Below are 13,660 nucleotides of genomic sequence, written 5' to 3'. Positions count from 1 at the left end.
CACCGTCAGGCCGGTGCCACCGATACCGCCGCCAGCCGGTGCACGTCCTTCGCCGTCCCCGTCACCCCGGACAGGAAGCCCTGGGCCCGCGGTGACGCGTGTTCCGTCAGCCAGGCCGGGTCGATGTCGCACACCGCGATGCGGACGCCCGTCCCGGCCAGCGCCAGCGGGAGCGTGTGGACGACCGTGGACGGGAAGCTCAGGATGGTCCGGCCGATCGGGCCGCGGCGGGCGATCAGTTCCAGGGGGAGATCGGGACGGACGATCTCCAGGCCCGTCTCGGTCGCGAGGCGGCGCAGCTTCTCCGTGCTCTCGCGGCGGTGGGCGAAGTAGCGGTCGGCGCCGTGCGCCTTGGCCAGGCCGCGTACGGCCTCCACGTACCGGTCGCCGTCCACGACACCGGTCTCCACCAGCGACGTACCGACCATGTCGGCGCCCTTGGTGATGCGCGGCGGCCCGAACCGGGCGCGGGTCCAGCCGAAGCCGTTGGCGGTGACCGTGACGCCGTCGGGGACCTCCTCGACCGGCATGGAGGAGAACACCTCCACCCGGCGGCCGGCGCTCGGCGTCAGGCGGCGCCGGGCCGAGGAGGAGACCGGGGCGAACAGCAGGTCGCGCGGGCCCGGCCGGCCGCCCTTGCGGTGCCAGCGCACCAGCCGTTCACCGCGCGCGAGTTGGGCGACGAACTCCATCGTCGCGGTGCCGTCGTCGACCACCACCAGGTCCCGGGCCCGGGTGATGGTCAGCAGCAGTTGTACGTAGCGGGAGAACGGATCCCCCATGACGATCCGGTCGGCCCGGCGCAGCGCACCGGCGAGGCCGCCGATGGTGTGGAAGGGCGCGGTCGTACCGCCCCGCGCCTCCTCCCAGCGCACCTCGTACCCCTCGTCCCGGGCCAGGTCGGCCATGCGACGCAGCTGACCGCGGGTCATCGGGTCGGTCGGGGACAGCACGACGACCGTGAGGTCGCGGCCGGCGGACGGTTCGCCGTCCGCGACGGTCCGCCGTACCTGGGGCGGCACCGACCGTGCCGCCCCGGGACCGGACGCCTGCGCCCCGGCCGCTCCGCTCAGGGCGTGGGTGTGCGCCCACTCCAGTACGTTCAGCAGCTGTACCGGGCTCTCCACGAAGGCGAGCGTGCTCAGGCTGGGGCCGGCGTTACCGGCGCGGCGGTTCATCGGCGTACGACCGTCCCGTGAGGCGTTCGGCAGGCGTCCAAGGCGGACTCGGGTGCAATCGGTGTCAGACCTGGACCGGCTCGCCCGCCGCCGCGGCGATCTCCGCCTCGGCGACGGCACCGGCGACCCGGCGCAGCTTCTTCATGGGGCCAAGCTCCGAGTCGTAGACCTTCTTGACGCCGTCGCCGAGCGAGGACTCGATGATCCGGATGTCGCGGACCAGGCGCGTGAGGCCCTGGGGCTCGACGGAGGCGGCCTGGTCGGAGCCCCACATGGCGCGGTCGAGGGTGATGTGGCGCTCGACGAAGGTGGCGCCGAGGGCGACGGCGGCGAGCGTGGTCTGCAGGCCGGTCTCGTGGCCGGAGTAGCCGATCGGGACGTTCGGGTACTCCTGCTGCAACGTGTTGATCACGCGCAGGTTCAGCTCCTCGGCCTTGGCCGGGTAGGTGGAGGTGGCGTGGCAGAGCAGGATGTTGTCCGAGCCCAGCACCTCGACCGCGTGGCGGATCTGCTTCGGGGTGGACATGCCGGTGGAGAGGATGACCGTGCGGCCGGTGGCGCGCAGGGCGCGCAGCAGCTCGTCGTCCGTGAGGGAGGCGGAGGCGACCTTGTGGGCCGGGACGTCGAACTTCTCCAGGAAGGCGACGGCCTCGGTGTCCCACGGGGAGGCGAACCAGTCGATCCCCTTCTCCTTGCAGTGCTCGTCGATCTTACGGTAGTCGTCCTCACCGAACTCCACGCGGTGGCGGTAGTCGATGTAGGTCATCCGGCCCCAGGGCGTGTCGCGCTCGATGTCCCACTGGTCGCGCGGCGTGCAGATCTCCGGGGTGCGCTTCTGGAACTTCACGGCGTCGCAGCCGGCCTCGGCGGCCACGTCGATCAGCTTGAAGGCGTTGTCCAGGTCGCCGTTGTGGTTGATGCCGATCTCGCCGGTGACGTACACGGGACGGCCGGGGCCGGCCTCACGCGAACCGAAGGTACGGATGCGGGAGTTGGTGGTCATCAGGGGTGTCCTTACTTGGTGAGGGAATCGAGAGAGGGGCCGAGGATCCAGCTGGCGATCTCTCGGATGGCACCGTCGCCGCCGGGGACGGTGGTGACCGCGCGGGCGGCGTCGCGTACGACCTCGTGGGCGCTCGCGACCGCCACCGGCCAGCCCACGAGGGCGAAGCAGGGGAGATCGTTGACGTCGTTGCCGACGTAGAGCACGCGCTCCGGCGCGATGCCCTCTTCCTCGCACCACTGCTTGAGGGCGAGGTCCTTGCGGTCGATGCCGTGCAGCACCGGGATCTTGAGCTTGCGGGCCCGCGCGGCGACGACCGGGTTCTGCTCCGAGGACAGGATCAGCATCTTCAGGCCGCTCCTGCGCAGCGCCGCGATGCCGAGTCCGTCGCCGCGGTGCACGGTGACGAACTCCCGTCCGTCGGCGTCGATCTGCACCCGGTCGTCGGTCTGGGTGCCGTCGAAGTCGAGGACGACCGCGTCGATGTCGTCGGCCGCGGGGAGCACGGCACCGGCCGGCTCCGCCGCACGGGCGGCGTCCGCGTCGAACAGCGGGGCCAGCGCGCGGGCGCGGGCGAGGTCGTGCGGGTCGTCGACCTCCAGGACCCGGGCCGGGTCGGTGCGCACCAGCTCGGTGTGGCCGAAGAAGCGGTGGTTGTGCTTGCGGAACCCGGCGGCGTCCATGGCGTAGGCGGCGCCGGTCTCCAGCAGGTCCTGGGGGCGGTCCTGGCGGCGCGGCCGGAACGACTTGTCGTGGTTGACGCCGTAGCCGCCCTGGGTGGCGGTGGAGTGGGTGACGCGGGTGGTGCCGCCGGCGGCCTGCTCGCGGGCGGACTCCACGGCGACCGGGTCGTCGCCCGCGTCCCGCCAGACGAAGCCGTGGAAGGCGGCCACGGTCAGCGCGGTGTCGGCGCCGTTCTCGACGACGGCACCCGCGACCCCGTCCAGGTCCTCGTGGGTCAGGAAGGGGCTGGTGCACTGCACGAGCAGGACGACGTCCACGCTCGCGCCGTGCAGCCTCTCGTGCGCGTCCATGGCATGCAGCACGGCGGCCTCGGAGGTCGCGGTGTCACCCGCGATGGCGGCGGGCCGCAGCACGACCTCCGCGCCGGCCTGCCGCGCGGCCTCGGCGATGGCCTCGTCGTCGGTGGAGACGACGACGTCGGTGACCAGCCGGGCGGCCAGGCACGCACGCACCGCGCGGCCCACCAGCGGCACGCCGGCGACGGGCGCGAGGTTCTTGGCGGGTACGCCCTTGGAGCCGCCGCGCGCGGGGATCACGGCGAGCACCCGGCGCACGGAAGCACCTCGGCCCGCTTCGGAGTTGGACATGGGCTCTCCTCCTTGACGCGGGATCCGGTCGCTCACAGCTCTCCCATTCGTCGGATCACGGGTGCCACCCGCTGGACGCCGTGCCGGTACGCGCCGCGTGCCGCCCTGCGGACGATCTGGCGGACGGGTCCCGGTGACTTGTCGGCGGCGGGTGCGCCGGGCAGCGGGGAGCCGTCCGGGCCGAGGTGGTGGCGGGCGAGGATCCCCGGCAGATAGCCGGGCGCGGTCTCGGTCGTGTAGTAGGGGTTGAGGCGCGGCAGGCCGCCGGGCCGGTCGAGCAGCCGGGCGATGCGCTGCCGGGCGAAGTCGAAGGCCGTGCCGTACGAACCGTCGGCGGCGACGCCCTGCCGGGCCAGCCACGCGGGCTCGGGCGCGGGGCGGTGCCCGGCGTCCAGCTGGTCCCAGGAGGCGAGGCAGCCGGATCCGACGAAGTGGTGGTTGCCCAGCACCTCGCGGACCCCGAGGTCGGTCAGGACGACCGTGGGGATCCGGCGGTGCAGCGCTTCGAGGGCGGCCGTCGAGCTGACCGTGACCAGCAGGTCGGTGCGGTCGAGCACCTCGCCCATGTGCCCGTACACCAGCTGGAAGTTGGCGGGCAGTTCCTTGCCCTGCGCCAGCTTCTGGTAGGGCAGTTCCTCGATGTGCGTGGTGTGCTCGCCGGGCCGGGAGCGCAGCTTCAGCAGCACCTCGCGGTCGGGGAACGCCTGCGCGTGCCGGATCAGCCGGTCGAGCAGGTACGTACGGTCCTTGCGGCTGTCCGGGACCGAGGGCTGGGCCGCGAACACGACGGTGTAGGGCCGGCCGCCCGGCTCGCCGGCGGGCGCGGGGTCACCGGCGTAGGGGTCGCCGCCCAGGAAGGGCAGCGCGACCTCGGTCACGGACGAGGCGTCGGCGCCCACGCCCTCGTACACGGCGCGGAAACGGTCCGCGTCCTGGCGGGAGTTGGCGAGGACGAGGTCCGCGCCGTGCCGCAGCAGCAGACCGTCCGCCAGCTTCTCGTAGACGACGCCGACGTAGCCGGTGACGACGACGGGCCGGTCGGTGCGGTCCTCCCACACCCGCTTCAGACCGTGCAGCATGGCCTGGACGCCGCCGCCGACGAGGGCGAGGACGAGGACGTCGTACGACTCCTGGTCCATGGCGCGCAGGAACTCGACGGCGGTCACCTCGCGCAGCGAGTCGGCGTGCACGCCGACCTCTCTGAGCTGGCGGGCGGTGGGGGTGGCACGCCCGCGCAGGAGGTAGCCGTCGAGGTGGATGCCCGATCCGTCGGGTTCGGCGGGGCGGCCGGCGATGCGGGTCGCGGTGAGCGCGCCCCACTTCCACCGGGTGTCGGAATCCGCGAGGACGGCGACCCGCAGGGAGTTCGTTGCACTTACTGGCACACCGAAGAAGCTAGGAAGCCATTCCTAGCTTCCGCCCAACCCAAATACAACAAACGGTTAACAGCACGTCGCCGAATGGCGAATCAGGCCGGGATCCCACGGCGAAAAACCGTGGTTCACGGCTTCGCCACATGTCGTTCACCTGATATCAAGGCGGCCGTCAAGACGAATGCTGGGGCTCCCCCTAACGTCGACGGCGTGGTCAAGCTCTCCGTCATCGTGCCGTTCTACAACGTCCAGCAATACGTGCCGGACACTCTCCGAAGCCTGCGTGCGAACGCCCGTGAAGACTTCGAGTTCATCCTCGTCGACGACCGCTCGACCGACGGGACACCGGAGCTGCTCGCGCGCGCGGAGCACGAGCTGCCAGGCGCTGTACTCGCCCGGCACGAGAAGAACGGGGGACTGGCGACCGCGCGCAACACCGGTATCGACCGGGCACGCGGCGAATACCTGACCTTCCTGGACGGCGACGACTGGCTCGCCCCGGGCTACTACCCGCGGCTGGTCGCCGCCATGGACGAGCTGGGCTGCGACTTCCTGCGCACCGACCACGTGCAGTGCACGGCGCGGGCGCGGGTGGTGCACCGGGTGCCGCACGGCCGCCGCAACAGGGTGATGAAGCCGCGGGAGGCGATCCTGCCCGCCGACCGCACCACCTCGGTCGACTACGCCTACGCCTGGGCGGGGATCTACCACCGCCGGCTGGTGGACCGCGGACTGCTGCACTTCACCGACGGGCTGCGCACGGCCGAGGACCGGCCGTGGATCTGGAAGCTGCACCGGGAGGCGGATTCGTTCGCCGCGGTGAACCTGCTCGGCACCTTCTACCGGCGCGGGGTCGCCTCGTCGCTCACCCAGATCGGTGACGTCCGGCAGCTCGATTTCATTCGAGCATTCGATCAGGTCATCGAAGAAACCGCCCAGGACCCCCAGGCGGACGAACTGCTGCCGAAGGCCGTCCGGACTTACTGCGCCATCATTTCCCATCATCTGGGATCCATCGAAAGGTTCGAGCCGCCGGTGGCGAAGAAGCTGAAATCACTGAGTGCCGCGGCGCTGCGGCGCATGCCGCAGGCCGTCCTGGACGACGCCCTGGACTCCATGGACCTCCAGCGCGCCACGAAGCTGCGCCGGCTGCGCCGCCGCCCCGCCCCGTCGGGGGTCGCCGCGTGACCACGCAGATCTTCCAGGCGTCGACGCTGTACGGCATGGCGACGCTGGCCGCCGCCCTCGACTCCGGCGCGTTCCGCCCCGCCGACCGGCGCATCCTGCTGGTCTGCAACAACGCGACGACACCCGAGACGACGCCGGGCCCGGACGAGATGCCGGGCTTCGAGCGGCTGCGGGAGCGCTTCGACGACGTGATCTCGTACAACGAGACGATCTTCCCCTTCCACCCGGGCGGCTGGCTCCCGCGGCCGGAGGACGTCCCACTGTGGGAACGCTATCTGCGGCTGGCCTGGGACCTCGGTGACGACGAGGTCGAGCTGGCCGTCGAGTCGATCCAGGTCAACCCGTCGCTCGGCATCGCGCAGATCTTCACCGGCGCCGCCGTCACCGTCTACGCCGACGGCCTGATGAGCTACGGCCCCACCCGCAACAAGATCGACCCGCTGGTCGGCACCCGGGTGGACCGGCTGCTCCACCTCGATCTGGTGCCGGGCCTCGTGCCGCTGCTGCTCACCGAGTTCGGCGTGGCGCCGGAGATCGTCCCGACCGCCGTGTTCACCAAGGTGCTGGCCGAGCTGTCCGGCAGCGGTGACGGCCTGCCGGACATCGACGAGCCCGCCCTGCTGCTCGGCCAGTACCTGTCGGCGCTGGGCATCCTCAGCGCCGAGCAGGAGGAGGACCTCCATGTGCGGATGCTGAAGGGGGCCGTCGACCTCGGTCACCAGCGGATCGTGTTCAAGCCGCACCCGTCCGCCCCGGCCCGCTTCACCCGCACCCTGGAGCAGGAGGCCGAACGGCTCGGCGCCGACCTCACCGTCGTCGACACGCCGGTCCTCGCGGAGGTGCTGTACCAGCGGATGCGCCCGGCCCTGGTCGTCGGCTGCTTCTCCACGGCGCTGCTGACCGCGTCCGCGCTGTACGGGCTGCCTACCGCCCGCGTAGGCACCGACATCCTGCTGGACCGGCTGTCCCCGTTCGAGAACAGCAACCGCATCCCGGTCACCGTCGTCGACGCGCTGCTGCCCGACCTGGCGGACCGTTCCGCGGTCACCGAGCAGCGGCCCGGCACGGACGCGGCGGCCCTCGGCGAGCTGGTCCGGGCGGTGGGCTTCACCATGCAGCCGAAGATCTACCCGCGGCTGCGCCCGGATGCCGAGCGCTATCTGGCCAAGCACCTGAGCCCGCACACGCTGCGCTACTTCAAGCGCAAGCGGCTGACCTCGCTCGGCCTGCCCGGCGGGATCCCGGCCCAGCTGTCGTTCATCCCGCGCAACGCCACCGTGCGCCGGGTGGCCCGGCGGGCGCGGGCGCTGAAGAAGGCCGTCAAACGTTAAGACCGGGCATAACCGAACAAAAGCCCTTGGGCTAGCACGGACTGGATCACCGTGCTACCCCAAGGGCTTCTCTCTACCCTTTTACATAACGACTCATTGCCCAGAGTTCACCTGGGGTTCCGCATTGGTTAGACATGGAGGGGGAGATGGTCGTATTTCCTTAAGACACATGAAGGTTCGGTCGGCCCACGGCCACACACGGGGCGGGCCCGATTGAAGGATTGATAACGTCCATGCGCATCGCTGTGTTCGTCGAGAACCGTAACGGCGTCGGCCTCGCCGCACAGATCATGAACGCCCCGGAGGCCCAGGCCCACTCCTTCCACCTGGTCACAGCCGACCGGGACGGGGACGTCGCGGGCTGGATCGAGCAGGAGGCGGCAGCCCGCTTCGACGATCTCAAGGTGCACAACCTGTTCCAGGTCGACGAGGCACTCAGCGGTGCCGAGTTCCTGGAGGAGGTGGGCCACCGCATCCACGCCTTCACCGACCGGGAGCGCATCGACCGGCTGGTGTTCTTCAACGACCAGTCGCAACGGGGCCGCCGGGTGGCCGGGGAACTGGGCCGCACCCTGCCGCTGATCCTCGTCCAGGACGGTCATCTCGACTTCCACTTCAAGAAGACGGACTCGGGCCTGCGCGACCAGAACTGGTACTACGGTTCGTCCTCGCCGGCCGCCGTCTGCGTGTGGGGACCGGCGACGGCGCACCACCTGCTGTTCCGCCAGGCGGACGCCGACGCGCCCGTCCACATCACCGGAGCGCTCGGGCACAGCGACGACCCCCAGCTGCTCAGGGCGGCCCGCTCGACCACCCACCGGCACGCCAAACGCCCCGGTGAGCCGCTGCGCATGGTCATCCTCGACCAGCCGCTCAGCGACCAGAAAAAGCTCTCCCGGGGCGACCACCGGCAGCAGCTCACCGAGCTGTGCGAGGCGCTCACCGCCTTCGGCGAGGTGGAGATCAAGCCGCACCCCTCCACGCTCCGCGGCCACCTGGAATGGCTCCAGAACCTGCCGGACGTCACGGTGCTCGACGAGAGCGCGCTGCTGGAGGCGGAGGCCCTCGACGGCTACGACCTCGCGATCACCTTCTTCTCCACCACCTACCTCCAGACCCTGCGGGCGGGCACGCCGCTGATCCTGTTCAGCCCGCCCCCGCTGAACATCGTCTTCCCGACGATCAACCACCCGCTGCTGCGCAACGTCGGCACGGTCGGCGAACTCGTCGACGTCGCCGCCGACCTCCAGCGCTCGGGCAAGTTCACCGCCAACGTGCACGGCGAGCCGGTCGAGCACTTCCTCACCTTCCACGAGGACGTGCCCTCCCGCGTCCTGCGCCGCATCGAGGAGGCCGAGGTCCCCGTGGAGCGGCCCGCCCCGCGGTGGTCCGCACCGGACGAGGGCCCGCAGGCCCACCTGTCGCGCGCCGAACGCGCCCTGCGCGCCGTCGAGGGCCGGCTGAACCGGCCGCGCTCGCTGGCCATCCTCGGCCTGGGCTTCTCCTACGTCACCGGCGTGGCGATCCCCGTGCTCACCTACACCCAGGCGCTGCTCGCCCAGAGCCCGGTCGACATCCGCTACTTCGACCTCGGGGTCTACTCACGGACCGAGGACGTCCTGGCCGACCTGGAGGGCGCCGAGGTCGTCCTGATCAACAGCCTCGCCCCGTTCTGGCGCTCGCCGCTGGCCAACGAGCTGACGGAGGCGCTGCACGCCCTGGGCCGCACCGTGGTGCTGTACGCCCACGAGACCGAGTACGTCATGAACTTCGAGGGCGAACAGCACGCGCTGCGGCACGCCGAGATGCTCAAGGTGCTGCCCAAGATCAAGGTGCTGTGCGTCTCCACCTCCCAGGCCGACATGTTCCGGCAGCTCGGCGTGAGCGACCCGGTCGTCGTCTACAACACGGTGCCGCTCGACACCCACCGCGCCCGCGCCCGGCGGACCCCCGGTGAGCGCCCGCGGATCGTGATGGTCGGCTCGATGCAGGACCGCAAGGGCCTCGACCTGTTCTCGCGGGTCGCGGAACTCGCGTACGCGCAGGGCCTGCCGTGGCGCTTCGCCTGGATCGGCCACAAGACCTGGCGGATCGGACCCTCCACCCTGCTGTCGGACCGCGTCGAGTGGATGGGAGCGCTCTCCCGCGACCGGGTGCGCGAGGAACTCGCCGCCTCGGACGTCTTCTTCCTCTCCAGCGTGGACGACCCGATGCCGCTGTCGGTGGTCGAGGCGGTGCAGCAGCGGCTGCGCGCCGTCACCTACCACCGGGTGGGCTCCCGCGAGGTGCTGGAAGGCGTGCCCGGCTACCACTCGTTCGCCGAGTACACGCCCGAGGCCGCGCTGGACGCGCTGCGCAAGGTGCTCGACGAGGAGGTGTCGGAGCAGGAGTACCAGGACGTCGAGGAGCTGTTCGACATCTCGGCCTTCACCGCCCGGATGACCACGGCACTCGGCCTCGCCGGCCCCGAGGACGTGGTGCGGGGTGGCGGCGCCGGGCCGGAGCCGGACGGCGAGACGGTCTACGGCGAGGGGCCGTTCGCCGCGGTGCTCTCCCGGCACGGCAAGTACCTCGCCGAGGACTTCACCCGGCACCTCACCTCGGGCAAGCACGACGACGCGCTGCGCGTGGGCACGGAGATCCTGCGCCGCCGCCAGCCGGTGGACGTGCTCATCGGCATGGCCGAGATCCGGGCCGGGCGCGGTGAGGTCGACGAGGCGCACCGGCTGCTGTCCGCCGCCGCGATCGCGGGCGGCGACCGGGCCAGGGTCTGGTCGGAGATCTCCCGCGTGGCGGGCGCGCTCGGCAGCCGCGGAAAGGCGATACGGCAGCTCGCCCGCAAGGAGTCGATCCGGATCGACCTCTCCAACCGCTCCGCGCGGCTGCTGAAGTCCGACTGAGCCGAACACGTCACGGGCCGGCGGCCGACGCGCCGCCGGCCCCGGCACGGGACCTGCCGGTCGAGCAGGCGGTTCCCCCGGGTGCGGGGTGGGTGTCCCTCGGGTGCGGGGTGGCTGTCCCCCGAGTGCGGGGTGAGCGGCTCCGGCATCCCGGGGATATCAGGACAGAACACCGCAATGAACCCCGCGGATCCGGGTAAGCGTGCGGGACCATGCCAGCGACATCCCCCACCCGTGCCTCCGTTCCCTCTCCTCCCCCGCCCGCCGCACTTCCCGCCCCGCCTCCCGGCCCCGGCCGCCACGGGGGCCGGCTGCTCGCCCTGGACGGGCTGCGGCTGCTGGCCGCGCTGATGGTCTGCCTCTACCACTTCGCCGGCCGCGGCGGCGACATCTCCCGCTCCTGGGGCCGGACACCGGCCCTGGTCTTCCCCGACCTGTCCCAGGCGGCCGTCTACGGCTGTATCGGCGTGCAGTTCTTCTTCGTCATCAGCGGCTTCGTGATCTGCCTGAGCAGTTGGGGCCGCGGCCCCGGCGACTTCCTCCGCTCCCGCGTCGCCCGCCTCTACCCCGCCTACTGGGTGGCCGTGCTCCTGGTCACCGCCGCCGCGTTCGTCCTGCCCGTCGTCCTGCACCCGCTGCGCCTCGACCAGATCCTGGTCAACCTGACGATGTTCCAGCAGCCGATGGGCGTGCCCCGGGTGCTGGGGGTGTGCTGGACGCTCTGGGTCGAGGTCCGGTTCTACGCCCTGTTCGCGGTGTGCGTGGTGCTGCGGGGCGTCACCTACCGCCGGGTCGTGCTGTTCTGCTGTGTGTGGACGCTGGCCGCGGTGATCTGCAAGAACGCCGGCAACCCGCTGACCGCGCAACTGGTCATGCCCGAACACGCGCCGTTCTTCGTCGGCGGCCTCGCGCTCTATCTGATCCACCGCTTCGGCCACAGCCCGACCCTGTGGGGCCTGGTGGGCGTCTCCTGGCTGCTCGGCCAGGAGTCCGTCACGACCGGGCTGTGGCGGCCGGGCGCCACCGGCGACTTCCACCGCAACCCGTACGTGATCCTGCTGCTGGTGACGCTGGGCTTCGCCGCCGTGGCGGCCGTGGCGCTGGGCCGGACGCGGTGGGCCGCCCGGCCCTGGCTGACCGCGGCCGGCGCGCTGACGTACCCCTTCTACCTGGTCCACGAGCACCTGGGCTGGTTCGTCATCCGGGTGCTGCACCGGGGACTCGGCCTGCCGCCGTGGCCGACGCTCACGGTCACGGTGCTCGGGCTGCTGGGTCTGGCCTGGCTGATCCACCGCTGCGTGGAACGACCGCTCGGGCCGCGGCTGAAGCAGGGCGGCGGAGCGTGGGGGCGCGACGCCCTCGACGGCAGCGGGCCGGGCGGCGGCGTACCGGGCGGGGGACGGCCGGGGGCCGGTGCGCCGGGCGGCTGACGGCCGGGCGGCGGCGCGGCGGCGCCCTGGACGACGGACGGCCGAGCACCGGTGATCAGGCGGGGGACGGCCAGTGGGCCGATGTGCCGGTGCACCGGGCGAGGGACGGCCGATGTGCCGGTGAGCCGGTGGCCCGGCCGTGCGTCGCTCCCGGCGGTGCTCAGCCGGGGCCGTACCGCGCCTCGATGCCCGCGATCACCAGCTCCAACCCCTCCTCGAAGCGCCGGTCGTAGTCTTCAAAGATCTCCGCGCCCGCCGCGGCCGTCAGAATAGGTCCTGGGGCACGTGGACCCCCCACACCTCCCGCAGCGCGCCGCACACCTCGCCCACCGTCGCGCGGGCCCGCAGGGCCTCCTTCATCGGGTACAGGACGTTGTCGTCCTTCCCGGCGCCTCCGGCCGCCTTGCGCAGCGCGGCCAGCGCCGAATCCACCGCGGCCCCGTCCCGCGAGGCCCGCAGCGCGGCCAGCCGCTCGGCCTGGCGGGCCTCGATGGCCGGGTCGACGCGCAGCGGTTCGTAGGGTTCCTCCTCGTCGAGCCGGAAGCGGTTGACCCCGACCACGACCCGGTCGCCCGCGTCGGTCTCCTGGGCGATGCGGTATGCGTTGCGCTCGATCTCCGCCTTCTGGAAGCCGTGCTCGATCGCCGCCACCGCGCCGCCCAGGTCCTCGACCCGGCGCATCAGGTCCAGCGCGGCGGCCTCCACGTCGTCCGTCAGCCGCTCCACGGCGTACGAGCCGGCGAAGGGGTCGACCGTCGCCGTCACGTCCGTCTCGTACGCCAGGACCTGCTGGGTGCGCAGGGCGAGGCGGGCGCTCCTGTCCGTGGGCAGGGCGATGGCCTCGTCGAAGGAGTTGGTGTGCAGCGACTGGGTGCCGCCCAGCACCGCGGCCAGCGCCTGCACGGCGACCCTGACCAGGTTCACCTCCGGCTGCTGCGCCGTCAGCTGCACCCCGGCCGTCTGCGTGTGGAACCGCAGCATCAGGGACTTCGGATCCCGCGCGCCGAACTCCTCGCGCATCACCCGCGCCCAGATCCGGCGCGCGGCACGGAACTTGGCGACCTCCTCCAGGAGCGTCGTACGGGCGACGAAGAAGAAGGACAGCCGGGGGGCGAACTCGTCGACGTCCATACCCGCCGCCACCGCGGTCCGCACGTACGCGATGCCGTCCGCCAGGGTGAAGGCGATCTCCTGCGCGGGCGACGCACCCGCCTCGGCCATGTGGTAGCCGGAGATCGAGATGGTGTTCCACTTCGGCAGCTCGGCGCGGCAGTACCGGAAGATGTCCGCGGTCAGCCGCAGGGACGGCCCCGGCGGGAAGATGTAGGTGCCCCGCGCGATGTACTCCTTCAGTACGTCGTTCTGGATGGTGCCGGTCAGCCGGTCGGCGGGCACGCCCTGCTCCTCCGCCACCAACTGGTACAGCAGCAACAGCAGCGCCGCCGGGGCGTTGATCGTCATCGAGGTGGAGACCTCGCCGAGCGGGATGCCGTCGAACAGCACCCGCATGTCCTCGATCGAGTCGACGGCGACCCCCACCTTGCCGACCTCGCCGTGCGCGATCGGGGCGTCGGAGTCGTGGCCCATCTGGGTGGGCAGGTCGAAGGCGACGGACAGGCCCGTGGTGCCGTGCGCGATCAGCTGCCGGTAGCGCGTGTTGGACTCGGCGGCCGTGCCGAAGCCCGCGTACTGGCGCATCGTCCAGGGGCGGCCGGTGTACATCGTCGGGTACACGCCCCGGGTGAAGGGGTACGCGCCCGGCTCGCCCAGTTGCCCGGCCGGGTCCCAGCCGCGCAGTGCGTCCGGCCCGTAGACCGGCTCGATGGGCAGTCCGGACTCCGACTCACGCGCCATGGTGGTGCCTCCGCGGTACGTCTCTACGCCGATGTCCGCCGGCCGCTTCCGGCCAGTCGGCTACTCCCCACC

Annotated in this window: 10 protein-coding genes; 4 read left to right on the top strand and 6 right to left on the bottom strand. The window is 71.8% G+C overall.

Annotated features, from left to right (window positions below; genetic code table 11):
• Positions 1-5 precede the first annotated feature (5 nt).
• The 4 genes from ACFY2B_RS02095 to ACFY2B_RS02080 all read right to left on the bottom strand — a co-directional run bounded on the left by ACFY2B_RS02095 (position 6) and on the right by ACFY2B_RS02080 (position 4,897).
• Positions 6-1,178: a hypothetical protein gene (locus tag ACFY2B_RS02095; protein WP_390761193.1), complete on the bottom strand. Its 1,173-nt coding sequence runs from the start codon at positions 1,176-1,178 to the stop codon at positions 6-8.
• Positions 1,179-1,242: 64 nt separating this feature from the next.
• The gene (locus tag ACFY2B_RS02090; RefSeq protein ID WP_376524215.1) at positions 1,243-2,181 is read right to left on the bottom strand and encodes an N-acetylneuraminate synthase family protein; all 939 of its coding nucleotides are present in this window, start codon (positions 2,179-2,181) and stop codon (positions 1,243-1,245) included.
• An 11-nt stretch (positions 2,182-2,192) separates the two neighbouring features.
• The gene (locus tag ACFY2B_RS02085) at positions 2,193-3,512 is read right to left on the bottom strand and encodes a cytidylyltransferase domain-containing protein (protein ID WP_390761192.1); all 1,320 of its coding nucleotides are present in this window, start codon (positions 3,510-3,512) and stop codon (positions 2,193-2,195) included.
• A 32-nt stretch (positions 3,513-3,544) separates the two neighbouring features.
• Positions 3,545-4,897: a DUF6716 putative glycosyltransferase gene (locus ACFY2B_RS02080; protein ID WP_390761191.1), complete on the bottom strand. Its 1,353-nt coding sequence runs from the start codon at positions 4,895-4,897 to the stop codon at positions 3,545-3,547.
• Between the two features lie 198 nt (positions 4,898-5,095).
• Between ACFY2B_RS02080 and ACFY2B_RS02075 the strand changes: the two genes are divergently transcribed.
• From ACFY2B_RS02075 to ACFY2B_RS02060, 4 genes are all read left to right on the top strand, one after another.
• Positions 5,096-6,073 (top strand): glycosyltransferase family 2 protein, encoded by a 978-nt coding sequence (locus tag ACFY2B_RS02075; protein ID WP_390761190.1) that lies wholly within the window; start codon positions 5,096-5,098, stop codon positions 6,071-6,073.
• Entirely contained in the window at positions 6,070-7,404 is a 1,335-nt protein-coding gene (locus tag ACFY2B_RS02070) for a polysialyltransferase family glycosyltransferase (RefSeq protein WP_390761189.1), read from the top strand. Before ACFY2B_RS02075 ends, ACFY2B_RS02070 begins: the two co-directional genes overlap by 4 nt.
• A 233-nt stretch (positions 7,405-7,637) precedes the next feature.
• A complete protein-coding gene (locus tag ACFY2B_RS02065) occupies positions 7,638-10,304 on the top strand; it encodes a glycosyltransferase family 4 protein (RefSeq protein WP_390761188.1) in 2,667 nt (888 codons plus the stop codon).
• Between the two features lie 212 nt (positions 10,305-10,516).
• Positions 10,517-11,734: an acyltransferase family protein gene (locus ACFY2B_RS02060; RefSeq protein ID WP_390761187.1), complete on the top strand. Its 1,218-nt coding sequence runs from the start codon at positions 10,517-10,519 to the stop codon at positions 11,732-11,734.
• Positions 11,735-11,894: 160 nt separating this feature from the next.
• Here ACFY2B_RS02060 and ACFY2B_RS02055 read toward each other — a convergent pair whose 3' ends face one another.
• A complete protein-coding gene (locus ACFY2B_RS02055) occupies positions 11,895-12,032 on the bottom strand; it encodes a TetR/AcrR family transcriptional regulator C-terminal domain-containing protein (RefSeq protein ID WP_390761186.1) in 138 nt (45 codons plus the stop codon).
• Entirely contained in the window at positions 11,999-13,588 is a 1,590-nt protein-coding gene (locus ACFY2B_RS02050; protein WP_390761185.1) for a methylmalonyl-CoA mutase, read from the bottom strand. Before ACFY2B_RS02050 ends, ACFY2B_RS02055 begins: the two co-directional genes overlap by 34 nt.
• Positions 13,589-13,660 lie beyond the last annotated feature (72 nt).

The organism is Streptomyces sp. NPDC001270 (genome assembly GCF_042896695.1).
Lineage (GTDB): Bacteria > Actinomycetota > Actinomycetes > Streptomycetales > Streptomycetaceae > Streptomyces.
Note: the sequence above shows the minus strand (reverse complement) of the source record. Positions and strands in the feature narration are given on the sequence as shown.